Annotated in this window: 21 protein-coding genes and 2 tRNA genes; 6 read left to right on the top strand and 17 right to left on the bottom strand. The window is 65.1% G+C overall.

Annotated features, from left to right (window positions below):
- Window positions 1–32 precede the first annotated feature (32 nt).
- From purC to dapA, 4 genes are read right to left on the bottom strand one after another with little or no spacing between them, the layout of a single operon-like run.
- A complete protein-coding gene (gene purC, locus EKK97_RS05185; protein WP_159549901.1) occupies window positions 33–746 on the bottom strand; it encodes a phosphoribosylaminoimidazolesuccinocarboxamide synthase in 714 nt (237 codons plus the stop codon).
- Window positions 747–789: 43 nt separating this feature from the next.
- Window positions 790–1,596 carry an MBL fold metallo-hydrolase gene (locus tag EKK97_RS05180; RefSeq protein ID WP_159549898.1) on the bottom strand — a complete coding sequence of 269 codons (807 nt, stop codon included), beginning with the start codon at window positions 1,594–1,596 and terminating at the stop codon, window positions 790–792.
- Window positions 1,596–2,567, bottom strand: a complete 972-nt coding sequence (locus tag EKK97_RS05175) for a lipoprotein, NlpB (protein ID WP_234286623.1) — start codon at window positions 2,565–2,567, stop codon at window positions 1,596–1,598. The genes EKK97_RS05180 and EKK97_RS05175 overlap by 1 nt, the downstream gene beginning before the upstream one ends.
- Window positions 2,568–2,619: 52 nt before the next feature.
- Window positions 2,620–3,504 (bottom strand): 4-hydroxy-tetrahydrodipicolinate synthase, encoded by an 885-nt coding sequence (gene dapA / locus EKK97_RS05170; protein WP_159549896.1) that lies wholly within the window; start codon window positions 3,502–3,504, stop codon window positions 2,620–2,622.
- Window positions 3,505–3,714: 210 nt separating this feature from the next.
- On the opposite strand from dapA, the gene EKK97_RS05165 reads away from it, so the two are divergent.
- Window positions 3,715–4,191: a peroxiredoxin gene (locus EKK97_RS05165; protein WP_159549893.1), complete on the top strand. Its 477-nt coding sequence runs from the start codon at window positions 3,715–3,717 to the stop codon at window positions 4,189–4,191.
- Window positions 4,192–4,233: 42 nt separating this feature from the next.
- Here EKK97_RS05165 and EKK97_RS05160 read toward each other — a convergent pair whose 3' ends face one another.
- Window positions 4,234–5,343, bottom strand: coding sequence for an AI-2E family transporter (locus EKK97_RS05160; RefSeq protein WP_159549890.1), 1,110 nt, complete (start codon window positions 5,341–5,343; stop codon window positions 4,234–4,236).
- The gene (locus tag EKK97_RS05155) at window positions 5,340–5,588 is read right to left on the bottom strand and encodes a sulfurtransferase TusA family protein (protein WP_159549887.1); all 249 of its coding nucleotides are present in this window, start codon (window positions 5,586–5,588) and stop codon (window positions 5,340–5,342) included. Before EKK97_RS05155 ends, EKK97_RS05160 begins: the two co-directional genes overlap by 4 nt.
- A 148-nt stretch (window positions 5,589–5,736) precedes the next feature.
- Between EKK97_RS05155 and EKK97_RS05150 the strand changes: the two genes are divergently transcribed.
- The gene (locus tag EKK97_RS05150; protein WP_159549884.1) at window positions 5,737–7,191 is read left to right on the top strand and encodes a M48 family metalloprotease; all 1,455 of its coding nucleotides are present in this window, start codon (window positions 5,737–5,739) and stop codon (window positions 7,189–7,191) included.
- 141 nt (window positions 7,192–7,332) lie between these two features.
- On the opposite strand, the gene nadA is transcribed toward EKK97_RS05150, so the two are convergent.
- The 7 genes from nadA to EKK97_RS05115 form a co-directional block, all read right to left on the bottom strand.
- Window positions 7,333–8,361 (bottom strand): quinolinate synthase NadA, encoded by a 1,029-nt coding sequence (gene nadA / locus EKK97_RS05145; protein WP_159549881.1) that lies wholly within the window; start codon window positions 8,359–8,361, stop codon window positions 7,333–7,335.
- A 285-nt stretch (window positions 8,362–8,646) separates the two neighbouring features.
- Window positions 8,647–8,722 (bottom strand) — tRNA-Lys (locus tag EKK97_RS05140).
- A 33-nt stretch (window positions 8,723–8,755) separates the two neighbouring features.
- Window positions 8,756–8,831, bottom strand: a tRNA-Lys gene (locus EKK97_RS05135).
- Between the two features lie 78 nt (window positions 8,832–8,909).
- Window positions 8,910–9,767: a 23S rRNA pseudouridine(2605) synthase RluB gene (gene rluB / locus EKK97_RS05130; RefSeq protein ID WP_159549878.1), complete on the bottom strand. Its 858-nt coding sequence runs from the start codon at window positions 9,765–9,767 to the stop codon at window positions 8,910–8,912.
- Window positions 9,764–10,666 (bottom strand): SMC-Scp complex subunit ScpB, encoded by a 903-nt coding sequence (scpB, locus tag EKK97_RS05125; protein WP_159549875.1) that lies wholly within the window; start codon window positions 10,664–10,666, stop codon window positions 9,764–9,766. The genes rluB and scpB overlap by 4 nt, the downstream gene beginning before the upstream one ends.
- Window positions 10,663–11,655 (bottom strand): segregation and condensation protein A, encoded by a 993-nt coding sequence (locus EKK97_RS05120; RefSeq protein WP_159555693.1) that lies wholly within the window; start codon window positions 11,653–11,655, stop codon window positions 10,663–10,665. The genes scpB and EKK97_RS05120 overlap by 4 nt, the downstream gene beginning before the upstream one ends.
- Window positions 11,656–11,731: 76 nt before the next feature.
- Window positions 11,732–12,319, bottom strand: a complete 588-nt coding sequence (locus EKK97_RS05115) for a bactofilin family protein (protein ID WP_159549872.1) — start codon at window positions 12,317–12,319, stop codon at window positions 11,732–11,734.
- 153 nt (window positions 12,320–12,472) lie between these two features.
- Between EKK97_RS05115 and EKK97_RS05110 the strand changes: the two genes are divergently transcribed.
- Window positions 12,473–13,063 (top strand): bactofilin family protein, encoded by a 591-nt coding sequence (locus tag EKK97_RS05110; RefSeq protein ID WP_159549869.1) that lies wholly within the window; start codon window positions 12,473–12,475, stop codon window positions 13,061–13,063.
- A gap of 10 nt (window positions 13,064–13,073) precedes the next feature.
- Here EKK97_RS05110 and radD read toward each other — a convergent pair whose 3' ends face one another.
- Window positions 13,074–14,849, bottom strand: a complete 1,776-nt coding sequence (gene radD, locus EKK97_RS05105; RefSeq protein ID WP_159549866.1) for a DNA repair helicase RadD — start codon at window positions 14,847–14,849, stop codon at window positions 13,074–13,076.
- Window positions 14,849–15,649 carry a crotonase/enoyl-CoA hydratase family protein gene (locus EKK97_RS05100; protein WP_159549863.1) on the bottom strand — a complete coding sequence of 267 codons (801 nt, stop codon included), beginning with the start codon at window positions 15,647–15,649 and terminating at the stop codon, window positions 14,849–14,851. The genes radD and EKK97_RS05100 overlap by 1 nt, the downstream gene beginning before the upstream one ends.
- 324 nt (window positions 15,650–15,973) lie before the next feature.
- Between EKK97_RS05100 and EKK97_RS05095 the strand changes: the two genes are divergently transcribed.
- Entirely contained in the window at window positions 15,974–16,468 is a 495-nt protein-coding gene (locus tag EKK97_RS05095; RefSeq protein ID WP_159549860.1) for a hypothetical protein, read from the top strand.
- A 111-nt stretch (window positions 16,469–16,579) separates the two neighbouring features.
- Here EKK97_RS05095 and purL read toward each other — a convergent pair whose 3' ends face one another.
- The gene (gene purL / locus EKK97_RS05090) at window positions 16,580–20,527 is read right to left on the bottom strand and encodes a phosphoribosylformylglycinamidine synthase (protein WP_159549857.1); all 3,948 of its coding nucleotides are present in this window, start codon (window positions 20,525–20,527) and stop codon (window positions 16,580–16,582) included.
- 154 nt (window positions 20,528–20,681) lie between these two features.
- Here purL and mltF point away from each other — a divergent pair, with 154 nt between their 5' ends.
- Both mltF and EKK97_RS05080 read left to right on the top strand, forming a co-directional pair.
- Window positions 20,682–22,148: a membrane-bound lytic murein transglycosylase MltF gene (mltF, locus tag EKK97_RS05085; protein ID WP_159549854.1), complete on the top strand. Its 1,467-nt coding sequence runs from the start codon at window positions 20,682–20,684 to the stop codon at window positions 22,146–22,148.
- 12 nt (window positions 22,149–22,160) lie between these two features.
- Window positions 22,161–24,137 carry a GGDEF domain-containing protein gene (locus EKK97_RS05080; RefSeq protein ID WP_159549851.1) on the top strand — a complete coding sequence of 659 codons (1,977 nt, stop codon included), beginning with the start codon at window positions 22,161–22,163 and terminating at the stop codon, window positions 24,135–24,137.
- Here the strand turns inward: EKK97_RS05080 and tadA are convergent.
- Window positions 24,114–24,605 (bottom strand): tRNA adenosine(34) deaminase TadA, encoded by a 492-nt coding sequence (tadA, locus tag EKK97_RS05075; protein WP_159549848.1) that lies wholly within the window; start codon window positions 24,603–24,605, stop codon window positions 24,114–24,116. The two genes, EKK97_RS05080 and tadA, sit on opposite strands and share 24 nt — an antisense overlap.
- Between the last annotated feature and the right edge of the window lie 37 nt (window positions 24,606–24,642).

The following is a 24,642-nucleotide window of genomic DNA, read 5'->3' as shown; positions in this document are numbered from 1 at the left end:
CCCTCCAGAAGCGACAAGAGCGTTTGTCACGATCAGGCGAACTCGACGCCGATACGACGTCCCACCTCTTCGTAGGCCTCGATCACACCGCCGAGCCCCTGACGGAAGCGATCCTTGTCCATCTTGTTGCGGGTCTTGGCGTCCCACAGGCGACAGCCGTCCGGCGAGAACTCATCGCCCAGCACGATGCGGCCCTTGAACAGGCCGAATTCCAGCTTGTAGTCCACCAGCAGCAGGTCGCCGTCGGCGAACAGCTGCTTGAGCACCTCATTGACCTTGAAGGTCAGCGACTTCATTTCGGCGAGCTGTTCGGGCGTTGCCCAGCCGAAGGTTTCGGCCAGCGACTCGTTGATCATCGGGTCGTGCAGCGCATCGTTCTTGAGGAACAGCTCAAAGGTGGGCGGAGTGAGTTCGCGCCCCTCCTCCACGCCCAGACGCTTGACCAGGCCACCGGCGGCGATGTTGCGCACCACGCACTCCACCGGGATCATCTCGAGTTTCTTGACCAGGCTCTCGGTATCGGAGAGACGCTTCTCGAAGTGGGTGGGAATGCCCGCCGCAGCCAGCTTCTCCATGATGAAAGCATTGAAGCGGTTGTTGACCATGCCTTTGCGAGCCAGCGACTCCATGCGCTCGCCGTCGAAGGCACTGGTGTCGTCACGGAAATGCAGGACGAGCAGATCGGGATCGTCGGTGGCATACACCGATTTGGCCTTGCCGGCGTAGAGTTCTTGGCGCTTTTCCATGGGAGTCTCCAGAAATATGACGCGTGACGATAAGGATGGCCGTTCAGTGGATCGCCTGCCAATGCAGCCCGCTGTCTTGGGCGGCGATCGTCAGGCGAGACGCATCGCCGTCGAGCAGCGGCGTCAGAGCCTCGAGGGCGAGCTCGGGGCGGTTGTTGTGTTCCGAAAGATGGGAGCAGACGATGCGCTGCAGGCGATCAAGCCCCAGGCACTGAAGCAGTGCCGCCGCCTGTACGTTGGCCAGATGCCCCCAGTTGCCCCCCACCCGGCGCTTGAGTCGCGGCGGATAGGGCCCGACCTCGAGCATGTGACGATCGTGATTGCATTCGAGGATCAACGCATCGCAGCCACGAAAGGCAGCCGCGACATGATCGGTGGGGTGCCCCAGGTCGGTCAGTACCCCCAACCGACAGTCGCGAGATTCGAAGCGAAACTGCACCGGCTCGCGGGCATCGTGGGGCACCGTGATGGGGTCTATGGTGAGGCTCTTCACGGCAAAACGCGACTGCGGCGTGATCCAGTGGCGTTGGGGCACCTCGCCCAGCCGCCCGGATAGCCAGGTCCCCGGCGTGATGTAGACCGGCACGGCATGGCGCCGGGCCAGGGGGCCCACACCACGCAGATGATCGCCGTGCTCGTGGGTCACCAGCACGGCATCGAGCTGGCGAGGATGGACACCGAAGCGTGCCAGGCGACGTTCGGCATCGCGCAGGCCGAAGCCGCAGTCGACCAGCACCATGGTCTCGCCATCGCTGACCAGAGTGGCGTTGCCCTTGCTACCGCTACCGAGCGAGGCGAAGCAAAGCTTGCCCGCGACCGGCAGCGGCTCGATGCCCCCCTCGAGTGGCATCAGCGCAGCAGACCCGACACCCGGTCGAGCAGCTCGCGAGCGTCCCCTTCGGTAAAGCGCCGCTCGCTCTCGTTGACCGCCCTCAGCGTGGTGCGCTCGGGACCGCTGGATTCGAGAACCAGGCGGATCTCCTGGGGCATTTGGCGGACATCGGGACTGAGGATGATCTGCAGCATGCCACGCTCACGCTCGGAGGCGGTCATGTAGTTGACCAGGAAGTCGTGCTGCTGCGGATTCTGCTCGAGCAGCTCGCGCCGCCCCTCCACGCTGAAATCGGCTTCCAGCTGGTGGCTCAGCTCGGCCCAGACGCGGTCGATGTCGAGCGGGATGCGCACCACCCACTCGCCGCTGTCGAGCTGCTCGAATCTCAAGCGATCCTCGCGGGAGATCTGCTGGCCGGCCAGCGACGCGGCGCTGGCGGTGGCACTACGCGCACTGAAGTGTTGCTCCAGGGCATCGAGGCAGGCCGCCACCGGGCGACCGTTCTGGTCGCAACGCACCTCGCTGTCGCCGGCGCGCAGTCCCTGGCGCACGCTCAACCGTCCCTGGGCCGTTTCCAGCATGCCGCGCGCGTCGTCGCTGGCCTGTACCTGCAGGCCGCGAGCGCGAGCGAAATCCTGCAGCTGCGGCCACACCATGCCCGGGTCGGCACCCACCACCAGCCAGCGGTCATTGCCGACCTCGCGCCGTTCGACGAAATCACGCTCCACCTCGCGGCCCGCCGGCAGGCGCTCCGGCGTCGGTGCACGGAAGCGCTCGCCACCGGTGCGCAGGCTACCCTGAGCCTCCGGTACCGGCATGGCGTCCCGATAACGCTGCTCATTGCGTCCCTCCGGCAATACCAGGGGCGCACTGCGCTGAGCCTTCACATAATCGATGTTGCGATCGTCGTAGAAGCCTTCGCGGGCGCAGCCAGCGGTAGCCAGGGCAGCGAGGGCCACCAGCGGCATCCATTTCAGCGCAGAATTCATGCATTCACCTTGCAGTCAGAGTATCGGGGCGGCGGGAGCATTCCACGCCGCCTCAATCGTCGATTACGCCAGCCAGTTGCAGGGCCTCGTCCACCGTCGCATGGTACTTGCTGGACAGCCAGGTGAGCGGCAGGCGAATGCCCTGTTCGATCATGCCCATGCGATGCAGGGCCCATTTGACCGGAATCGGGTTGGACTCGATGCCCAGGTTGGTGTGCAGCGGCATCAGTCGGGTGTTGATCTGGTGGGCACGATCGGTGTCCCCCGCCACCGCAGCGACGCACAGCTCGTGCATGGCCTTGGGCGCAACGTTGGCGGTGACCGAGATATCGCCATTGCCGCCCATCAGCATGAACTCGCAGGCGGTGGAATCGTCACCGGAGTAGAGCATGAAACCGCTGCCCTTGAGCCGCGCGATGAGGTCTTCGGCGCGCTCCAGGTTGCCGGTGGCATCCTTGAGGCCAATGATGTTGTCGACCTCGGCGAGACGCATCACGGTCTCGTTGTAGAGATCGGAGCAGGTCCGGCCGGGCACGTTGTAGAGGATCACCGGCAGGCGGCTGCCCTCGGCCACCGCCTTGAAGTGACGATAGAGCCCTTCCTGGGTGGGCTTGTTGTAGTAGGGACACACCGACAGGCAGTAGTCGGCCCCCACTTCGCTGGCATAGCGTGCCAGTTCCACGGCCTCGGAGGTGGCGTTGGCTCCCGTGCCGGCGATGACCGGAATGCGGCCATCGACCTCCTCCACCACCGCACGAATCACATCGAAGTGCTCGGCGAAGGACATGGTGGTCGGCTCGCCGGTGGTGCCGGCCGCCACGATACCGTCGGTACCGTTGTCCAGGTGGAAGTTCACCAAGCGGCGCAACGCCTCCCAGTCGATATCGCCATTGGCCTTCATCGGCGTCGCCAGGGCGACGATACTGCCAGTGATCATCCTCTTGTCCTCTACGCCATATCCGCTCATGCCGCGCTCGGGCGTTGCACATCGACATCGTTCATCGAAAGAGCCACGAGCAAAGGGTAAATGGTACTCAGGCCACACAAGCCTGTACAGCACGGCCGACGCGCTCTTGCCACTCGCTTTGACAGCGTGCCCCGGCATGCGTGTAATGAAACGCCTTTCACTACAGCCAAGGAGCCTCGCATGACGCTTGCCATCGGCCAACCCATACCGGATTTCACCGCCGCCGCCACCGGCGATACCACCGTCTCGCTCTCCGCGCTCAAGGGACGCCAGGTAGTGGTCTACTTCTACCCCAAGGCCAGCACTCCCGGCTGCACCACCGAGGGTGGTGACTTCCGCGACCGCAAGGCCGATTTCGAGGCGGCCAACACGGTCATTCTCGGGGTCTCCCGGGACGGCATTCGCGCCCAGGAGAACTTCAAAGCCAAGCAGGCCTTCAACTTCGAACTGATTTCCGACAAGGACGAGGAAGTCTGCAAGCTGTTCGACGTCATCAAGCTGAAGAAGTTGTATGGCAAGGAGCATCTTGGCATCGAACGCAGCACTTTCCTGATCGATGCCGAAGGCAAGCTCGCCCGTGAATGGCGCGGCGTCAAGGTCAAGGGGCATGCCCAGGAGGTACTGGAAGCCGCCCAGGCGCTTCACGCCGCCGGTTGAGCCCCCAAGGCGCTTCGTCAGGCGCGCTGACGAAGCGCTCCCTCACTCCTCTACCTGGTGCTCCAGCTCATCGGGCTGTTGCTCGTCATGGTATTGCCGGATGCCTCGTGGCCAGGCATAGACCAGCGCCTTGAGCAGCGTTGCCAGGGGGATGGCGAAGAAGATGCCCCAGAACCCCCAGACGCCGCCGAAGAACAGCACGGCCACGATGATCGATACCGGGTGCAGGTTGACCGCCTCGGAGAACAGGATCGGCACCAGGACGTTGCCATCTAGCGCCTGGATCACACCATAGGCGATCAGTACGTAGAGGAACTGCTCGCTCATGCCGAAATGGAAACCGGCCACGGCGGCCACCGGCAGGGTCGCCACGGCGGCTCCGATGTAGGGGACCAGCACCGAGAACCCCACCAGCACGGCGAGAAGCGCCGAATAGGGCAGCCCGAAGAAGGCGAAGGTGAAGAAAGATACCGTGCCGACGATGATGATCTCGACGAACTTGCCGCGTACGTAATTGGCGATCTGGGTATCCATCTCCTGCCAGATCCGCGTCATCAGCGAACGCTGCTGGGGCAATAGCGACAGCGTGAAATTCACTAGTTGCTCGCGATCCTTGAGCAGGAAGAAGACCAGGATCGGCACCAGCACCAGGTAAATGATCAGCGCCAGGATGTTGCCCAGCGAGGCCAGAGAAAGGGTCAGGGCGCGCTGACCGAACTGGGTCAGCTCGCGTCCCGCCACGGCGATCCACTCCTGGACCTGGTCCGGTGTGACCAGGTTGGGGTAGCGCTCCTGCACGTCGTCCAGCCAGCGCTGGCCGCTGGCGACGATTCGCGGCGTCTCCTGCACCAGCCCCACGAGCTGATTCCATATCAGTGGCATCAGGATGAAAGCCAGCGCCAGGAACACGCCGATAAAGGCAAGAAAGACCAGTGTCACCGCCATCAGGTGCGGCACACCGCGCCGCGTCAGGGCGTTGACGCCGCCTTGCAGCAGGAAGGCGATGACCAGGGCGGTGAGGAACGGCGCCAGCATGCGGCCGAAGAGAATCACCACGGCGAAGCCGAGCACCAGCAGCACCAGCAGGATGACCGCTTCCTCGTCGGAGAAGTAGTGCTCGATCCAGCCCTTGAAAACCTCGCGCAAGGTCATGCGATGGGCTCCTCGCCCTTGCGCAGCCAGTAATGGTAGATCTCGCCGCGCTCCTCTCGCCCCACCAGAACATGAATGCTGTTCTCGGCGAAGGTTTCGAAGTCGCGCCAGGAGCCAGCATCGGTCGCCATGATCTCGAGTACCTGGCCAGCCTTGAGCCGGGCCAGCGCCTGCTTCGCCTTCAGCAATGGCAGCGGGCAGGGCAGGCCGCAGGCATCGAGTACATCATCTGGTTGCACAGCCATGTCGTCTCCCGGGAAAATACCGAACGTTCCTGCAAGTTAGGCAGCGGCCCTTGCAGGAAAGTGCAAAACCCTTGAGATTTAAAGGCACTTTGCGGGCCGAATCAATGTCGGATGGTTTACCGTCCGCCGCTTCGAACGAGATAGGCACATGCTGCGCAAGTCCCGACTCTGCCTGACCACCGCTACCACGGCCCTGACCCTGGCGCTGGCCGCCCCCGCCCCGACGGTCGCCACGGAGGACTATAGGCTACCCAGCCTGACCGGCAGCAGCCAGGCCATGCACGGCGAGGAGTTCCGCCTGGGCCGTGCCTGGCTGCGCCAGTTTCGCGCCCGGGCTCCGCTCTGGCAGGACCCTATCGCACAGGAGTACATGGAATCGCTGGTATCGCGCCTGATTCCTCACAGCGGACTCTCCGACACTCGCACCGTGGTCACGCTGGTGGACAACCGCGCCCTCAACGCCTTTGCCGTGCCGGGCGGGGTGATAGGTGTCAATGCCGGTCTGTTCGCCTTCGCCAACGAAGAGGATGCCGTCGCCTCGGTGCTGGCCCACGAACTGGGCCACCTTTCCCAGCGCCACTTTGCCCGGGGACAGGCGCGGGCCGAGCAGACCCAGCTACCCGCCATGGCCGCGATGCTGGCCGGCATGTTGATTGCTGCCAGCGGCGGAGGCGACGCCGGCATCGCCGCCGCCATGGGCTCCCAGGCGGCCTTCATCCAGGATCAGCTCTCCTACTCGCGGCGCTTCGAGCAGGAAGCCGACCGCCTGGGGATGCAGACCATGGCCCAGGCCGGCTTCGATCCCGACGCCATGGTCAGGATGTTCCGCGCCATGCAGCGCCAGGTGAGCCTACAGGGGGGCAACCCACCGGAGTTCCTGCTCACTCACCCGCTCACCGAGTCGCGTATCAGCGATGCCGAATCCCGTGCCTCTCAGCTCACTGCCGTGCGCCCCCGCGAGGGTGACCCGAGCTATCACCTGGTGCGCGCCCGGGCATTGCTGACGGTTCACCAGCGCGATCCGCAGCAGGCGGCAACGCGCCTGGCCCAAGACAACGCCCCGGAAGTTGCCAGGCGTTATCTGGACGCCCTGATCGCTGCCCATCAGGGTCAGACCGATACCGCGCTGAACCAGCTCGACACCCTGGCCCAGGAACTGCCCGACCTGGCCATCATGCCGGTGAGTGCCGCCGAAGTGGCTTTCGATGCTGGCCGCTACGACGACGCCATCGAACGCAGCCGACGCATCCTGCGGCTGATGCCTGGCCACATGCCGGCCACCCGCATCCTGGGCGAGGCCCTGCTGCAACGCGATCCCAACGAGGCTTACCGCATCCTGCGCGAGCTGTCCGACCGCCGCCCCGAGGACCCACAGGTCTTCACCCTGCTCGCCGAAGCCGCGGGCCGCAGCGGCCGCGAGGCTTGGGGCCACCTGGCCCGGGCCGAGCAGATGCAGCTCACCGGCGAGATCGATCGCGCCATCCGCCAGCTCGACGTGGCCCGCCGAGTGGCGGAACAGAGTGGCGACAGCAATGCCCTGGCGCGCATCGAGCAGCGGCGCGAGGACTTCGTCGGTTATCGCGAGACGATGGAGAAGTTCTAAAGAGGAAAGACAGAAGAACGAAGAAATAAGAACAGATAAGAAGAGGCAAGCTTGCATTGCCCTCATCTCGGCCAGTCATCAGTGTTTTTCTTCAATCTTCTATCTTTTACCTTCGAGCTGCGAAGCAGCGTTCTTTTTCACTCAGGAATTGAAGTTGAGCATCCGCTCCAGCGGCTTGAGCGCGGCCCGACGCAGCTCGGCGTCGACGAAGATCTCGCCGCTGCCCTCGCGCAGGGCGCCAGCCAGGTTGTCCAGTGCATTCATCGCCATCCACGGGCAGTGAGCGCAGCTCTTGCAGGTCGCGCCATTGCCGGCGGTGGGCGCCTCGAACAGAGTCTTCTCGGGCACCATCTGCTGCATCTTGAAGAAGATGCCGCGGTCGGTGGCGACGATCAGTTTGTCGTGGGGCAGCTCCTTGGCCGCCTTGATCAGCTGCGAGGTGGAGCCGGCCACATCGGCCAGCGCCACCACCGAGGCCGGCGACTCCGGGTGCACCAACACGGCTGCCTCGGGATAGAGCCCTTTCAGGTCCTCGATCCCCTTGGCCTTGAACTCCTCGTGGACGATACAGGCACCGTCCCACAGCAGCATGTCGGCACCGGTCTTTTGCTGGATGTAGCTGCCCAGATGCTTGTCTGGCGCCCACAGGATCTTCTCGCCGCGCGCTTGCAGGTGCTCGATGACGTCCACCGCGATGGAGGAGGTCACCACCCAGTCGGCGCGCGCCTTGACCGCCGCCGAGGTGTTGGCATAGACCACCACGGTGCGGTCGGGATGCTGGTCGCAGAAGGCGCTGAACTCGTCGGCCGGGCAGCCGATGTCGAGCGAGCAGGTCGCTTCCAGGGTGGGCATCAGCACACGCTTCTCTGGCGACAGGATCTTGGCCGTCTCGCCCATGAAGCGCACGCCGGCCACTACCAGGGTATCGGCATCGTGGCGTGCACCGAAGCGGGCCATTTCCAGCGAATCGGCCACGCAGCCACCGGTCTCCTCGGCCAACTGCTGGATGGCATCGTCGGTGTAGTAATGAGCGACGAGCACCGCATTGTGCTGAACGAGCAGACGCTTGATCTCCTCGATGCGAGCCTCGTCCTCGGCGGGAATGCGGGTGGGGCAGTAGGCGCGGGCGAGATGCTCACGCACCTCGACGCGGGAAGTCATGATCGTCATCGTGTCTACCACTGTGACTGGCAGGGGCTCCCCCTGCGTGTACCGGGTATATCGCTAGTCGTACGCTCCGTACGGGCGATACGCCTGGGCTGGCTGCGGCGTCTCTCGCCACGTCAACCCGTCACGCGAGTTTAACCCACTTCGCCGTTCGCGGCACCTGTCGGCCATCGGCGGGCGCAGATCACCTCACGCAAGGTACAAGATGCGGTCCGCGCCCTCGTTTTTCAAGCGACGAGAGTGGAAAACAGAACGCCCCCGTCTCTCTCGAGACGAGGGCGCGAAATCTGGTGGGTCGTGTAGGATTCGAACCTACGACCAATTGGTTAAAAGCCAACTGCTCTACCAACTGAGCTAACGACCCAGCACTTGCTAAACAAGCATCCAGGTCCGGAAGTGGTGGGTCGTGTAGGATTCGAACCTACGACCAATTGGTTAAAAGCCAACTGCTCTACCAACTGAGCTAACGACCCTTCCGAACGGGTGCAGATATTACTGATCACACCCTTGGCTGGCAAGGACTTTTTTGACTTTCGTCCTGCCTGCGTTCGCTATCTGCCCTTGGGGCTCCTGGGCTTACGCATCGCCTGCACCGGGCGACGCTTGTGCTTGTCGCGGCTCCAGCGGTTCTTCTCGTCCGGCGTCAGCTCGGGCACCTTGCGTGGCGCCAGGCCTGCCGCCAGGGCCAGATCGTCGATTTCGTCCTGGGAGAGTTCCACCCACTCCCCCGCCTTGGCCCGCTTGTCGAGGAAGATATTGCCGTAGCGCACCCGCTTGAGCCGGCTCACCGTCAGCCCCTGGGATTCCCACAGCCGGCGCACCTCGCGGTTGCGTCCCTCCATGATCACCACATGGAACCAGGTGTTGATGCCCTCGCCGCCAAATTCCTGGACGTCGGTAAAGCGCGCCGGGCCATCCTCGAGCATGACGCCCTCGACCATGGCCACCACGTGCTCCTTGCGCACTTCGCCCATCACCCGCACGGCGTACTCGCGCTCGATCTGGGTGGAAGGATGCATCAGCCGGTTGGCCAGCTCGCCGTCGGTAGTAAAGAGCAGCAGGCCGCTGGTATTGATGTCCAGGCGGCCAATGGCGATCCAACGCTCGCCCTTCAGGCGCGGCAGGCGTTCAAATACGGTGCGCCGGCCTTCCGGATCCTTGCGTGTGCACAGCTCGCCTTCCGGCTTGTTGTACATGATCACCCGGCGCGGCGTTTCCTCGGCCCCGCGCAGGGTCACCGGACGGTCGTCGAAGGCGACCCGGTCGCGCATCTCGATACGGTCGCCGAGGGAGGCAACCTTGCCGTTGACCTTGACGCGCCCGGCCTCGATGGCCGCTTCCATCTCGCGGCGCGAGCCCAGCCCGGCGCGGGCCAGGACCTTCTGCAGTTTTTCGGTGTTGCTGGTCATGTGTCGTCTGACTTCTCGTCTACGGTGGATTCCGCCCCCGCTCCGCCGTCATCGTCGACGCTGGTGCGGGCACGTTCGGCCAGGCGTGCCTCGAGATCGGCGAAACTCAGCCCTGGCCTGTCGGACGCCTTCCCGGCGTGTGCTACGTCGGCCGTCCCGGCCGTCGCTTCAGCAAGCGTATCCTCTGTGGCGATACGCTCGTCATCATCTTCACTATCTTTGCTATCTTCGCCGTCTTCGTCATCGAGGTCGTAACCGTCGTCGTCGCCGACGTCTTCCTCATCGCCACTCGCCGCCTCGTCGGCCTGCGCCAGCAGAGTGCTGGGCGGCGGCGGCGCCTCATCCTCGAAAATCGGCTCCGCCATCCCCTTCAGCTCATGCATGGGCGGCAGTTCGTCCAGCGTCTTGAGTCCGAAGTCGTCGAGGAACTGGCGGGTAGTGGCATAGACCGCCGGGCGGCCCGGCACGTCACGATGTCCGACCACCCGAATCCAGCCGCGTTCGGCCAATGTACGCATGATCGAACTGCTCACCGCCACCCCGCGCACTTCCTCGATGTCGCCGCGCGTCACCGGCTGGCGATAGGCGATCAACGCCAGGGTTTCCAGCAGGGCGCGGGAGTAGCGCTGCGGACGCTCGTCCCACAAGCGCGACACCCAGGGCGAAAGACGTGGACGAATACGCAGTTGGTAGCCCGAAGCCGTCTCGATCAGCTCCATGGCACCACGGTCGTGGCGCGCCGCAACGCGCTCCAGCGCCTCACGCAGACTGCGCCGTTGCGGCCTCTCGTGGTCGTCGAACAACCCTTCGAGGCGCTCCAGCGACAGCGGCTCGGCGGCTGCCAGCAGCGCCGCCTCGAGAATCTCGTCGAGGCTGTCGGGCAGCTCCATGGCCGTCATGCGGTATCGTCCTCCCCGGACATCCTCTCCTCTGCTTCGATCAAGGATTCTACGGCAAAAGGCTCTTTGACGAATGACTCTTCGGCAAAGGACTCATCGGCAAAGGGGCTCTCGACATCGGTGCCGTCGTCGTAGACCTCCTCCTCGACTTGCTCTCGCGGCGCCCGGGCACGCACATGGATCGGCGATAGCGGGGCGTTCTGCACGATTTCGATCATCGCTTCCTTGGCCAGTTCGAGAATGGCCATGAAGGTGACGATAACACCGGCGCGTCCCTCCTCCAGGGTGAACAGCGCCTCGAACGGCGTGTAGTGCTCGCGATTGAGCCGGTCCATGATCGCCAGCATGCGCTCGCGGGTCGAGAGTACCTCGCGCCCCACCTGGTGGGCCTGGTTGAGTTCGGCCCGGCGCAGGATGCCGGCCAGCGCCCCGAGCAGCTCGTCGAGTTCCACGTCGGGGTGGATCACCCTTGCCTGCAATGGTGGCAGCGCCGCCCGCGCCGGGAACCAGTCGCGGCCCACCCGCGGCAGCTCGGCCAGCGCCTCGGCAGCGCTCTTGAGCTGCTCGTACTCCTGCAGGCGGCGGATCAACTCGGCACGCGGATCCTCCTCCTCGTCATCGCCCGCCTCCTTGGGCGGACGCGGTAGCAGCGTACGCGACTTGATCTCGGCCAGCATCGCTGCCATCAGCAGATACTCGCCGGCCAGTTCGATCTCCATGGCCTTCATCAGCTCCACGTATTCGATGTACTGGCGAGTGATGGCGGCCACGTCGATGGCCAGGATATCCAGATTCTGGCGACGAATCAGATAGAGCAGCAGGTCGAGCGGCCCCTCGAAGGCTTCGAGAAAGATTCGCAGCGCTTCCGGCGGAATGTAGAGATCCTCGGGCAGCTCGGTGATCGGCTCGTCGAACAGACGCGCCAATGCCTCCGTCTGCACCGCGGCATCGGACGTCTCGTGCCGTTCCGGCGTGTCCGTCTGGGGCATCTCGCTCACGCGGGGCCTGGCCTCCCGGCAGGGCTCGTCTGAAGGTCAATCACGCAGTCTAGCAAGAGCGCAGGGGTCAGGGTAAGCCCGGTTCAGTCTTCGTACCAGCGACCATCGGGATCCCGCCGAGCGGCTCCACCGATGCCACCTTCCCGCGAATGCGGGCGCCAGCGATGCATTCCAGGCGCCTGGAATGCAGGCTACCCTCGACGCGCGCCCGCGACAGCAGCGTGATCTTGTCGCCGGCCTTGACCATGCCTGCCACTTGCCCATCGACACTGACCTTACGGCCTTCCAGATACGACGACACCCTACCGCTCATCGTCACCATGACAGAGTGATCCTGGGCGATGACGGCTCCCTCGATGCTGCCCTTGACTACAACCGGTTCACGCGCAACCAGATTGCCCGACACGTGCGTCGCCAAGCCGATACGGCTGCCTTCGGGGACATTGGGCAAACGGGCGGCGGGCGGCGTGTCGACACTTGCCGTCTCGACAATCGGCTCGACCGGAAGCGGATGCGCTCGGGCAGCCACCGCTTCCGGCGCTGCGCTCGGCGGCAGGCCCGTCGCCAGGCGTTGTCTCTTGCGCCGTCCGCCATCCCAGACGATCAGCGTCATGGCGGCCACGCCAAGAAAGATAAGCCATGTCTGAATGCCCACGTTCCTACTCCATGTCCACGTATCACTTCTTATAGGTGTCAGGCCTCGCGCGCGGTGTCGAGAAAAGACCGCTGGATGCTGCATAGCTCAACGCTTTGACATCACCACAAGCGAGCTAGGCTGCATGGCTACTCGTCGATCTTGGAGGGCTGCATGTTCCACAAGGCAAAGCATCGTCAAGCGGAGGCAGAGGCAACGACGACACGCGTCGTCACCACCGATGCCGACCGGACTCCGACCCACCAGGAGATGTCCGCGACACGGTCCAGCGTTTCGGTAATCGGCAGCCACACCAGCGTACACGGGGACATCGATGCCGGTGAGGACCTGACCGTCGAAGGGCACGTCGAGGGAACGATCACCTGCAAGCAGAATACCGTCACCCTGGGGAATGGTAGCCGTATTCTCGGTGACGTCTACGCCCATACCCTGCATGTCTCTGGCGAGGTCGAGGGCAATCTGGTGGCATCGCATCGAGCCACGATCCACAAGGACGCCAATGTCAGGGGAACGATCGTGACACCGTGCCTGATGCTAGAGGATGGCAGCACTTTCCATGGCACTATCGACATGGACCCCGAGAACGCCCTTCTCAAGGAGGCTTTCGGGGAGCTTGCCGCCAGCAGACAGGCCCCCTCCTTCTCGCCGTTCGAGGATAGCGACACCGGGGAGGACGACTCCGGCGAGCCCTTCACCGAACCTACGCAAGATAGCGAGCCCCGGCAGGCTGAAGGTTCGACCTGAGCCGACTCGCCTACTCCGCCGTCTCGGCCTTGCGATAGCGCCCGGTATAATCGAACAGCTTTTCGCGCACTTGCCAGTGGCGTCCCACCTTGCGCCCCACGACGAAGTCGGGGTGGCGCAGACGCCGACGCTCGGCGATGACTTCCTCCGCGCTCATCGGCTGCCAGCGCGCTCCCGGTGCGCGCAGATGGTCACGCAGGAACACGGCACCGAAGGCGGCACGCTGGGCGGGGGTTTCCAGGGCAAACCACTCGCTCAGGCTCACCCCGTCCTCGTCATGGTAGGTGACCTTGAGCCGCGGCAGCCCACGCCCATTGACGGTGGCTTCGAGCTGCATGCCGGCCACCCGCAGCACGCGGGCATCCCTGAGGCGTAGCGCCTCCTTGAGCTTGTCGTCGGCATCCACCAGCAGGGTTTGGCAGCCGTGGCAGCGCCGCGCGGCAATGTCGTTCTCGGCGCCGCACTCGCCGCACACCTTGAAGCGAAAGCGAAAGTCGCACTGGCCGCGCTTGACCGACTCGTCCTCGACCAGCCCCTGACAGCGGCGGCCGAAGTGTTCGATGACGATCTCGCCCTCCTTGCGGCCCCAGAACAGGTTGGCGTGACCGCAGGCGGGGCACTCGACCTGCACCGGCTCGGTGTCCGAGGCCGGGCGCGGGCTACCCACTTCCGGCGCGTAGAGATCCCAGGGGTTACCGGCGTAGTCGAGGATCAGGCAGTCGCTCTTGCCCGGCGCGAGACGCAGGCCGCGACCGACGATCTGCTGGTAGAGGCTCACCGACTCGGTGGGCCGCAGAATGGCGATCAGGTCGACGTGAGGCGCGTCGAAGCCGGTGGTGAGCACCGCCACGTTGACCAGGTACTTGAGTTCGCAGGCCTTGAAGGCGGCAATGATGTGCTCACGCTCGCGCGACGGCGTCTCGCCGGTGATCAGCGCCGCCTCGGCGGCCGGCAGGTAGCCGAGCACCTCCTCGGCATGAGCCACGGTGGCGGCGAACAGCATCACGCCACGACGCTTGGCGGCGCGCTCGACGATCTCGGCGACGATGCCCGGCGTGGCGCGGTTGCCCGCCGCCACCCGGTTGAGCTCCTCTTCCCGGAACAGGCCGTTCGCTCCCGGCACCAGCGCCGAGAAATCGTAGCGTTCGACCGCCGCATCGATACGTCTCGGCGGCGCAAGATAGCCCTGCTTGACCATCAGCCGCAGCGGCTGCTCGAACACGCAGTCGCGAAAGAAGCAGTCGTCGTCACCGCGCACCATGCCGTGGTGATGGCGGTGGTAGATGAAGCCCTGTCCCAGGCGATAGGGCGTGGCGGTAAGCCCCAGCACCTTCAGCCGGGGATTGGCCCGGCGCAGGCGTTCGATCACGCGACGGTAGCTGGCGTCCTTGTCCGGCGAGACCCGGTGGCATTCATCGATCACCAATAAGGTGAATTGGCCCTGTTGTTGAGCGGACGCGTCGAAGCGCTCTATGTTGCGCACCACCGATTGCACCGAGCCGAACACCACCTGGCGTGCACTCTCCTTGCGCCCCAGTCCGGCGCTGAAGATATCCGCCTCGAGCCCGTAGGCCAGGTACTTGGCATGGTTCTGCTCCACCAGCTCGCGCACATGAGCCAGCACCAGTACCCGTCCGCGAGCGAGTCGCGCCAGCTCGGCGATCACCAGCGACTTGCCGCTGCCGGTGGGCAACACCACCACCGCCGGCTCGTCGGAGTTGCGGAAGTGCGTTACGACGCGGCGCACGGCCTCGTGCTGGTAGGGCCGCAGCGATGGCGAGGTCACTACGAACCCTTGAAGCGCGGCTCGCGGCCGGCCATCCGGGCCGCCACCGCTTCCAGTTGTTCCTCGCCGCCGAGCAGGCCGCGCTGCAGGCTGGCCTCCAGCGCCAGGCGCTCGCGCTCGGACATGCCGGCCGAGCGGGAGAAAAGTTCACGCGCCGCGGCCACTGCCTTGGGCGAGCGGGCCGCCACCGACGTGGCGATATCGCGTGCGATACGACGGGGGTCGTCGGCCAGACGCGTGGCCAAGCCGAGCAAAACGGCTTCGCGACCGTCCACCTTGCGCCCGGTCCAGGCCAGCTCGCGCAGCACGTCGCTGCGAATACTCTCGCCTGTCACGCTGATGCCCATGTCGGGAATGATGCCCCAGACGATCTCCAGCAGCGCCAGCCGGGCCTCGGGATGTACGACACGCACATCGGCGCCCAGGGCGATCTGCAACCCACCGCCATAGACATGCCCATGCAAGGCGGCAATCACCGGTACGCCGGCATCGCGCCAGCCCAGTGCCAGGCGCTGCACCGGATTGATGCCCTGCTCGTCGGGAGCCAGCAGCGAGGGCAGCCGCTCCGGGCGGGACATGATCGCGGCCATGTCGAGTCCGGCACAGAAACTCTCTCCCTCACCTTCGAGCACCACGGCACGCAGCCCTTCGAGTTCGCGCAGGTGCTGCTGTGCCGCCAGCAGCGCGTCGATCATCGCCCAGTCGAGGCCATTGTGCTCGCGTGGACGTGCCAGGGTGACCTCGGCGACGTGGTCTTGAAACGCCAGTGTCACCCGCTCATGGAAAACTTGTCGTGTCATGCCTGCTGTCTCGTGTCGTCCACCCAGGCAGTCTGGCGCGACGGCTACAGTTGTCAAACATTCGTTTCAATTTCCTTCAATGGTTTTTCGCCGGTTCGTCTATAGTGAAGATTCAGTGCTGTGTCGGACGAGGCCACGAAAGGGCATAGGGGATGCGTGTGGCTTACGTCATACCAGTGGATGGAATCACTGCTTCATCAGACCTAAACGTCGCGAAACTTGATGAAGGTCATGCAAACCGGGGGTATTTCTAGAGCACCATGTCAACCGCAGGATTTGCGGGGGAAGTGACTGTTGCTCGGCCTTCGACAAGAGGACACCGCCATGCCAGAAAGACCAACAACGAACGCCAGGCTCGCCCTGGTGCTGGATGAACTCTTGACACTCGCAGAGGCACACGAGCGAGCCGAAGTGGCACGCTACCGACGCCTCGCCTTCAGCTTCCTGCCCTTCGATACCGCCGTGAGCCGCTTGATGGCCTCGCTCGGCATCCAGTGCGAAATGCGCGTAGAGGAACTGCGCCGTCTCTCGCGCCAATTGGGCCTATCGGAACCCCATGCGATTCAGCCTTCTCAGGCTACCGTGCCTCCTCCCTTCTTCATCAATACGCCTTTTCTGGCCTTCGAGACCCTGACCCAGGCGGTGAACGATGCCGAAACCTCGCTGCGCTTCTATAAGCATCTGCGTGAAGCCAGTACCGTTCCGGCTCTCTATCCCGCCCTGACCTCGGTGATCAAGCAGAAACAGGCGGAACAGGCCGTGCTGGAGGGGTTTCTCGCCTCCCGCGACGAGTTTGCCCAGATGGAGCAGCGCGCCTGAGGCTAGGCAGAGCGCCTGTCGGATTCGCAGCATCACGGCAGGGACGAGCCAGAACAGCGTGGAACGAAGAGGCGGCCCGGGGCCGCCTCTTTCATTTCGCCGGGAGCGAACTCAGCCCAGCCATACGCGAGCGTTGCGGAACAGACGCATCCAGGCCCCGTCGCGGGTCCATTCCGCGGGGCGCCAGGAGTTGGTGACCGCCCGCACCACGCGCTCGGGGTGCGGCATCATGATGGTGACACGACCGTCCGGGGTGGTCAGGCCGGTGATGCCAGAAGGCGAACCGTTGGGGTTGGCCGGGTAGTGGGTGGTCACCTGGCCGTAATTGTCGATATAGCGCAGGGCAACCTGCGCACTACCCTGCATGCTGCGCAGATGGGCGCTGTCGCGAAACTCGGCGCGTCCCTCACCGTGGGCCACGGCGATCGGCAGCCTCGAGCCCTCCATGCCAGCCAGCAGAATCGACGGACTCTGCTCTACCTGCACCATGGCCACCCGCGCCTCGAACTGCTCGGACTCGTTGCGCACGAAGCGCGGCCAGTTCTCGGCACCGGGGATCAACTCCTTGAGCTGGGCGAACATCTGGCAGCCGTTGCACACGCCGAGGCCGAAGCTGTCGTCGCGCTCGAAGAACGCCGCGAACTGCTCCCGGGCTCGCGGGTTGAACAACACCGACTTGGCCCAGCCGCCGCCGGCGCCAAGCACGTCGCCATAGGAGAAGCCGCCACAGGCCACCAGGCCCTTGAAGCTCTCGAGGTCGACCCGCCCGGCGAGAATGTCGCTCATGTGCACGTCCACCGATTCGAAGCCGGCGTGATCGAAGGCCCAGGCCATCTCCAGGTGGCCATTGACCCCTTGCTCGCGCAGGATCGCCACCGCCGGCCGCGCGGTGTTGACGAAAGGCGCGGCGACGTTTTCGTCCACATCGAAGGAGGGGGTTGCGGAGAGCCCCGGGTCACGGCCGTCGAGCAGACCGTCGAACTCGCTCTTGGCGCAGTCGGGGTTGTCGCGTAGCGCCTGCATGCGATAGCTGGTCTCGGCCCAGGTACGCTGGGCCAGCAGCCGGGTGGTCTCGAGCAGCGGTTCCTCGAACAGGGTCACGCGTACCTGGTCGTCGTAGCGCGGCCGGGCGATGACGCCGCAAGTCTCGATGCCGGCGGCGGCAAACTGGGCCAGCACTTCCTCGGTATACTGCCGATTGACCTGGATCACCGCGCCAAGCTCCTCGGCAAACAGCGCATCCACCGCCTGGGTCGGCTCATCGATCAGCCAGTCGAGCTTGATCTCGAGGCCGGCATGGGCAGCGAAGGCCATCTCCAGCAGCGTGACCAGCAGGCCGCCGTCGCTGCGGTCGTGATAGGCCAGTAGCTTGCCGTCGGCGTTGAGGCCCTGGATCACGGCGAAGAAGGCCTTGAGGTCATCGGGGTCGTCGAGGTCGGGGCACTCGTCGCCGAGCTGGCCGTAGACCTGCGCCAGCGCCGAGCCGCCCAGGCGGTTCTTGCCACCGCCCAGGTCGATCAGGATCAGGTCGGACTCGTCCTGGTCGAGGTTGATCTGCGGCGTGAGGGTCTTCAGCGCATCGGTGACCGGGGCGAAGCCGGTGACCACCAGCGACAGCGGCGCGGTGATGCTCTTTTCCTCGGCCTCGTCACCCTCCCCGGCCTGCCAGGCGGTGCGCATGGACATGGAGTCCTTGCCCACCGGAATGGCGATGCCGAGCTGCGGGCAGAGTTCCATGCCCACGGCGTGAACGGCATCGTACAGCGCCTGGTTCTCGCCAACATGATCCGCGGCGCTCATCCAGTTGGCGGAAAGCTTGATATCGCCGAGCTTGGCGATGGGGGCAGCCGCCAGGTTGGTGATGGTCTCGGCCACCGCCAGGCGGGCACTGGCCGCGGGGTCGATCAATGCCACCGGCGGGCGCTCGCCCATGGCCATCGCCTCGCCGGCATGGGTATCGTAGCTCGCCGTGGTCACGGCAACGTCGGCCACTGGCACCTGCCACGGACCGACCATCTGGTCGCGTGCCACCATGCCGGTGATGGAGCGGTCGCCGATGGTGATCAGGAAGCTCTTCGAGGCCACCGTGGGCAGGCGCAGCACACGTTCCATCGCCTCGCGCAGATCGAGGTTGTCGAGCATCACGCCGGGCAGCTCCAGCGACTCGCGCTGGAATTCACGCTGCATCTTGGGCGGCTTGCCGAACAGCACGCTCATCGGCAGGTCGACCGGTTTCGTCGTGAAATGACCGTCGCGCACCTCGAGATGATGCGCCTCGACGGCCTCGCCCACCACCGCGTAGGGGCAGCGTTCACGCTCGCACAGCGCATCGAAGGTATCGAGATCCTCCGGCGCCACCGCCAGCACGTAGCGCTCCTGGGCCTCGTTGCACCAGATCTCCAGCGGGCTCATGCCGGGCTCGGCGTTGGGCACCGCGCGCAGCTCGAAGCGGCCACCGCGCTCGCCGTCCTTGACCAGCTCAGGCAGGGCGTTGGAGAGACCGCCGGCGCCGACATCGTGAATGAAGCGGATGGGGTTGGCCTCGCCCAACGCCCAGCAGCGGTCGATGACTTCCTGGGCACGGCGCTCGATCTCGGCGTTCTCACGCTGCACCGAGGCGAAGTCGAGGTCGGCGCTGGAGGCTCCGGAGGCCATCGACGAGGCCGCGCCGCCGCCCAGGCCGATCAGCATGGCGGGCCCGCCCATCACGATCAGCTTGCCACCTACCGGGATCTCGCCCTTCTGGACGTGGCCCTCGCGGATGTTGCCGTAGCCGCCGGCGATCATGATCGGCTTGTGGTAGCCGCGACGCTCGATGCCGCCGGCCCCCAGGGTGTCCTGTTCGTAGGTACGGAAGTAGCCGGTCAGGTTGGGACGACCGAACTCATTGTTGAACGAGGCCCCGCCGATCGGTCCTTCGAGCATGATCGAAAGCGCCGACTGCATGCGCTCGGGCTTGCCGTAGTCGAACGCCTCCCAGGGCTGAACGAACTCGGGAATGCGCAGGTTGGAAACGGTAAAGCCGGTCAGGCCCGCCTTGGGCTTGCCACCGATACCCGTCGCTCCTTCGTCGCGGATCTCGCCGCCGGCGCCCGTGGCCGCGCCCGGGTAGGGGGCGATGGCGGTGGGATGGTTGTGGGTCTCCACCTTCATCAGGATATGGATCGGCTCGCGATGCGCGGCGTAGACGGCACGCTCCGCGGCCTTGCCGGTCAGTGGCGCGGCGAAGAAGCGCCCTGCCTCGGCGCCCTTGATCACGGCGGCGTTGTCGCTGTAGGCCGAGAGGATGTCCGCGGGCGAGGCCTGGTAGGTGTTCTTGATCATCTTGAACAGCGAGTGACTCTGCGCCTCGCCGTCGATCACCCAGTCGGCGTTGAAGATCTTGTGCCGGCAGTGCTCGGAGTTGGCCTGGGCGAACATCATCAGCTCGACGTCGGTGGGGTTGCGCTGAAGTTCGCGGAACGCCCCGACCAGGTAGTCGATCTCGTCCTCGGCCAGCGCCAGGCCCAGCGCGACGTTGGCTTCCTCCAGCGCTGCGCGGCCGCCTTCCAGGATATCCACCCGCCCCAGCGGGGCCGGCTCGTGATGGGCAAACAGCCGAGCAGCGTCGGAGGCGTCGGTCAGTACGCTCTCGGTCATGCGGTCGTGGAGGATCTCGACCATTGCGGTGAAAGCCGCCTCGGACATCGGCGCCTTGAGCGCCACCCGATAGGCGATGCCGCGCTCGAGGCGGCGTATCCGGGCCAGGCCACAGTTGTGGGCGATGTCAGTGGCCTTGGAGGACCATGGCGACTGGGTGCCGATTCGCGGCACCACCAGGAACAGCTGGCCTTCGGCATGGTCCGCCCCCTGGGAGTCGTCACTCTCGCTCCTGCTGCCGTAGTCGAGCAGTCGGCCGAGGAGAGCCCGTTCATCGTCGGACAGTTGATCGTCGTGATCCACGAAATGCACGTAGTTGGCGTGCAGGGACTCGACCTCGGGAACCCGTGCGCGCAGGGCAGCCAGCAGCTTGTCGTGACGGAAAGCGGAAAGGGCAGGCGCGCCTCGAAGTTCGAGCATGTCTTGAAGCCTCTGAAGCAAGCGGAGGAAGGGGCCGCAAGGCGGCGCAGAAAGGCGCTATGATACTGGAAAGCGGCGGGCATACGAAATGCAGCGGGTGACAGCCGCGGCTCGTGCCGTTATGGTGAAGCTCTCATCGCTGATCGTCACCTGAATGCCCGAGCTTGATAGCCGTATCCTGCTGAGCCGCTTGCGCCTGGCCGCCCTGTTGCTGCTGGGGGTCGTGCTGTGCCTGGCACCCTACCGCCACTACAAGCCCGCCAGCGGCTTGCTGGAAGCGGTACGCGAGCGCGACTTCATCAGCATCCACACGCGCAACACGCCGACTACCTATTACGAGGGACGTCACGGCCCGACGGGGTTCGAGTATGAGCTGATGCGCCGTTTCGCCGACTTCCTCGGCGTCAGCCTGACGCTGGATGCCCGCCACCACATCCAGAGCGCGCTGGACACGGTGCGCGAGGAAGGCGACCTGGCCGCTGCCTCCCTACCTCTCGATTTGACCCAGCAGGATCTCATCTATAGCCGTCCGATCCTCGACCTGCAACCGCTATTGGTCTATCGCCGCGGCCTGCCGCCGGTCAACTCCCCCGAAGGCCTCGCGGGCCTGACCATCGGCACCATTCGCGGCTCGGGTACCGACCGCGTACTGCGCGAGCTGCAGGCCGAGCATCCGGAGCTGGGCTGGCAGGAATCATCGGACCTGGAAGTGGCCGAACTGCTCGGCCGTGTGGAGAACGGCAGCCTGGATGCCGCCGTGCTTTTCGAGCATCAGTTCCGTATCAACCGCATCTTCTTTCCCGGGGTGGAGCGCGGTTTCCCGCTGGGCAAACCGCTGACCATGGCCTGGGCCTTTCCCGCCCAGGGCGGTCTAGGACTCCAGCAGGAGGCCAACCGTTTCCTCGCCGGGCTGCAGCGCGACGGGTGGCTCGACGAACTGGTCGCCCGCCACTTCGGCCATGACGATTATCTGGAGTACGTCGGCGCCCGGGTCTTCATCGACCACCTCAACGAGCGCCTGCCCACCTATGCCGAGCTATTCCGCGAGGCGGCCCGCAACACCGGCTTCGACTGGAAGCTGCTGGCGGCGCTGGGCTACCAGGAGTCGCACTGGAATCCCGAGGCCACCTCACCCACCGGCGTGCGGGGGCTGATGATGCTGACCCTGCCCACCGCCGGAGAGATGGGGGTGGAGGATCGTCTCGACCCGGCCCAGAGCGTCAATGGGGGCGCGCGCTACCTGCGCCAGCTCAAGGAGCGCCTGCCCGAGTCGATCCAGGGCGACGATCGCCTCTACATGGCCATGGCAGCCTACAACGTAGGGCTCGGCCATTTGTACGACGCTCGCACGATCACCGAGGAAATGGGGGGCAACCCCGACAGCTGGGAAGACGTCCGCGAGGCCCTGCCCTTGCTGCAGAAGCACGAATGGCACAGCAAGACCCGTCACGGCTATGCCCGTGGCGGCGAGCCGGTCATCTACGTGCGCAACATTCGGCGCTACTACGAGATCCTGACCTACGTCGATCGCAGCCAGCAGCAGTACCTGCAGCTCAACGAACTGGCGAACGGTGAGGACGATGGCGCTCCTCTGTTCGACATCATTTCCCCTCTGCTCTAGAAGAACGTGACCATGTATCGTCATGCCGTCTTCTTCACTTGCCTGGCCTTCGTGCCGCTCACCCTCGGGCTCGCTTCCGTGGAGGGCAAGCATACGCAGCACGAGCTCGTCACGCTCGGCCTGACGGCCATGCTGACACTGGCCCAGTTGACGATGCTGCTCGGCGGACGCACGTTGGCGAGAGCGTTAGTGAGCGTGGCCCTGCTGCCGCTGCTCCTGGCCCTGGCCAGCTATGCCCTGCCGGAATATTGGATACCCCTGTCGAGCTGGGATGCCATGAGCCGCAGCCTGATCGACGGGCTGACGCTGGAGGCATGGCGCCCGGCCCTGCTGGCGACCCTTGGCCTGACCCTGCTCGCCGTCCTGATCATGACGCGTACCCGGTCTTCACTGGGAGGTCCGTTGCTGTTGGCCATGGTCGTGTTGCTGCTGGGCGTACAGGTATCGTTGGCCCGCATCAGTCTCGGGGCTCAGCTGCTGCGTTCAGCGGGCGACATCTGGATCACGCTTGCCATGGCGGCATTACTGGCCGGGGTGAGCGTGACGGCCCTGCCGGGCTGGCGGGCCCATGCCGCGCCTCTCAGGCGAGCGCTGGTGCCATCGCTGGCACTCGTCTTCGTCGTGCTGTTGCTATGGCACCATCAAAAGTCCGTCACCGAGCGGGAGCTGCGTGCAGCAACCGAGGCGGAAGCCTACCAGCTCGGCGACCGCCTGACGCGCGAGATTCAGGACCACCTTGCCGCCGTGGAGCGCTTCGCCAATATCTGGACCCTGCTCGACACTCCGCCCAGCCAGGCGGAATGGGCCCGCCAGGCAGCGCTTTATCATCGCGACTTCCGCTATTTGCTCAACATCGCCTTCGTCGACCCCGACAGTCGCCTCACTCGGGTCTACCCGGCCAGTGATCTCAATCTTCAGGTCCTGGGTGCGCGCCTCTTCGACGCCCAGCCAGCCGGGCGCCAAGCGGTCAGCCGCGCGCTCTTCGAACAGCGCATCGGGCGCACCGACGTGATCATGTTGCTGCAGGGCGTTCCCGGCATCATCCACTATCTGCCGATTCCGCTGGACGAGCGCCGCACCCTGGGCGCCGTGGCCATGGTCATCAGCCTGCCGATGCTGGCCGAAACGCTGTTCAACGAGGTGGATCGCCAGCACACCGGCCTTGCCCTAGCCCAAGGCGACCAGGTCCTGGCCAGCCAGGAATCCCAGGCACTCCCCGGCCCTTGGCGGCACGTCGTGCAGCTCGATGTCACCGGCGCACCGCTGACCCTCAGTGTCCAACCCAGCCATGCCAGCCTGCTGCAACGTCTGCCGCGGCACCCCGTGGTGACGCTGGTCACGGGCCTTACCCTGGCTTACCTTCTCTACCTGGTGCTGCATGGCTACACGCGGCTGGCCCACCAGCATCGCCGGGTGCACTCGACCAATACGGAGCTTCGCCGCGAGATCCGTACCCGCAGCCAGCTACAGGAGGAAGTCGAATGGCTGGCCCGGCACGACGAGCTGACCCACCTGCCCAACCGGCGGCTGTTCATGGAAACACTCGAGGCCAACACCCAACGGCGCCCGCTGAGCGTATTGATCTGCGATGTCGACCATTTCAAGCGTATCAATGATCATCAGGGCCACCTGATCGGCGATCGCTATCTGAATCGGCTGGGGCGGATCGGGCGAGAGGTGATCGAGCCCCACGGTGGGCTGTTCGCCCGCTATGGCGGGGAGGAGTTCGTCGCCTGCCTGCCGCAGACCGACAGCACCCAAGCTCTGGCGATCGCCGAGGCGCTGCGCCAGCGCCTGGAGGATGCCCAACTGCAGCATCACGACGGCAAGGTACTCACGGCCAGCATCGGCGTGGTCACGCTGGTCGAAGGGCCATTGGACGTAGCGGCCATCATGCAGGCCGCCGACGATGCGCTCTACCGCGCCAAGGCCGAAGGACGCAATCGGGTCAGGGTCGCTCCGTCGTTAACCACCATCGAGCGGGCCTGATGCCGCTTCGCCACTCTCGCGCCTGGCCTCGAAGAAGGTCTTGAGCAGACGGGAAGCGCGTGCCGCCAGCACGCCCCCTTCCACCGCAACCCGGTGGTTATGCCAAGGCTGGGCAAAGAGGTTGGCCTTGGATTCCACCATGCCGGTACGCGGTTCGGCGGCGCCATACACCACACGGGCGATGCGTGCGTGAATGATCGCCCCGGTGCACATCAGGCAGGGCTCCAGGGTGACATATAGAGTGCAGCCGTCGAGACGGTAGTTGCCCAACCGCTCGGCCGCCGCGCGCAGCGCACGAATCTCGGCATGAGCACTGGGGTCGCGGCCCGAGATCGGCGCATTGTAGCCGGCACCGACGATCTCTCCCGCAGGATCCACCACCACGGCTCCCACCGGCACCTCGCCGACGGCCAACCCCTCGCGGGCCTGGTCCAGCGCCCGGTGCATGTAGAATTCGTCACTGCGCATCGGCGTCGACTCCGTTATGCTGATGCCTGAAACAACC

Source organism: Billgrantia tianxiuensis (assembly GCF_009834345.1).
Classification (GTDB): Bacteria; Pseudomonadota; Gammaproteobacteria; order Pseudomonadales; family Halomonadaceae; genus Halomonas; species Halomonas tianxiuensis.
The sequence above is the reverse complement of the archived record's forward strand: the minus strand, read 5'-3'. Positions and strand labels throughout refer to the sequence as shown.

Excerpts from the sequence above, each read along its gene's own strand:
- EKK97_RS05100 (WP_159549863.1), bottom strand. The coding sequence starts at position 15,649 with ATGACACGACAAGTTTTCCATGAGCGGGTGACACTGGCGTTTCAAGAC.
- tadA (WP_159549848.1), bottom strand. The coding sequence starts at position 24,605 with ATGCGCAGTGACGAATTCTACATGCACCGGGCGCTGGACCAGGCCCGC.
- EKK97_RS05080 (WP_159549851.1), top strand. The coding sequence starts at position 22,161 with ATGTATCGTCATGCCGTCTTCTTCACTTGCCTGGCCTTCGTGCCGCTC.
- EKK97_RS05155 (WP_159549887.1), bottom strand. The coding sequence starts at position 5,588 with ATGGCTGTGCAACCAGATGATGTACTCGATGCCTGCGGCCTGCCCTGC.
- dapA (WP_159549896.1), bottom strand. The coding sequence starts at position 3,504 with ATGATCACTGGCAGTATCGTCGCCCTGGCGACGCCGATGAAGGCCAAT.
- EKK97_RS05175 (WP_234286623.1), bottom strand. The coding sequence starts at position 2,567 with ATGAATTCTGCGCTGAAATGGATGCCGCTGGTGGCCCTCGCTGCCCTG.
- scpB (WP_159549875.1), bottom strand. The coding sequence starts at position 10,666 with ATGACGGCCATGGAGCTGCCCGACAGCCTCGACGAGATTCTCGAGGCG.
- mltF (WP_159549854.1), top strand. The coding sequence starts at position 20,682 with ATGCCCGAGCTTGATAGCCGTATCCTGCTGAGCCGCTTGCGCCTGGCC.
- EKK97_RS05120 (WP_159555693.1), bottom strand. The coding sequence starts at position 11,655 with ATGCCCCAGACGGACACGCCGGAACGGCACGAGACGTCCGATGCCGCG.
- purC (WP_159549901.1), bottom strand. The coding sequence starts at position 746 with ATGGAAAAGCGCCAAGAACTCTACGCCGGCAAGGCCAAATCGGTGTAT.
- rluB (WP_159549878.1), bottom strand. The coding sequence starts at position 9,767 with ATGACCAGCAACACCGAAAAACTGCAGAAGGTCCTGGCCCGCGCCGGG.
- EKK97_RS05110 (WP_159549869.1), top strand. The coding sequence starts at position 12,473 with ATGTTCCACAAGGCAAAGCATCGTCAAGCGGAGGCAGAGGCAACGACG.
- EKK97_RS05095 (WP_159549860.1), top strand. The coding sequence starts at position 15,974 with ATGCCAGAAAGACCAACAACGAACGCCAGGCTCGCCCTGGTGCTGGAT.
- EKK97_RS05180 (WP_159549898.1), bottom strand. The coding sequence starts at position 1,596 with ATGCCACTCGAGGGGGGCATCGAGCCGCTGCCGGTCGCGGGCAAGCTT.
- purL (WP_159549857.1), bottom strand. The coding sequence starts at position 20,527 with ATGCTCGAACTTCGAGGCGCGCCTGCCCTTTCCGCTTTCCGTCACGAC.
- EKK97_RS05160 (WP_159549890.1), bottom strand. The coding sequence starts at position 5,343 with ATGACCTTGCGCGAGGTTTTCAAGGGCTGGATCGAGCACTACTTCTCC.
- EKK97_RS05150 (WP_159549884.1), top strand. The coding sequence starts at position 5,737 with ATGCTGCGCAAGTCCCGACTCTGCCTGACCACCGCTACCACGGCCCTG.
- nadA (WP_159549881.1), bottom strand. The coding sequence starts at position 8,361 with ATGACGATCATGACTTCCCGCGTCGAGGTGCGTGAGCATCTCGCCCGC.
- EKK97_RS05165 (WP_159549893.1), top strand. The coding sequence starts at position 3,715 with ATGACGCTTGCCATCGGCCAACCCATACCGGATTTCACCGCCGCCGCC.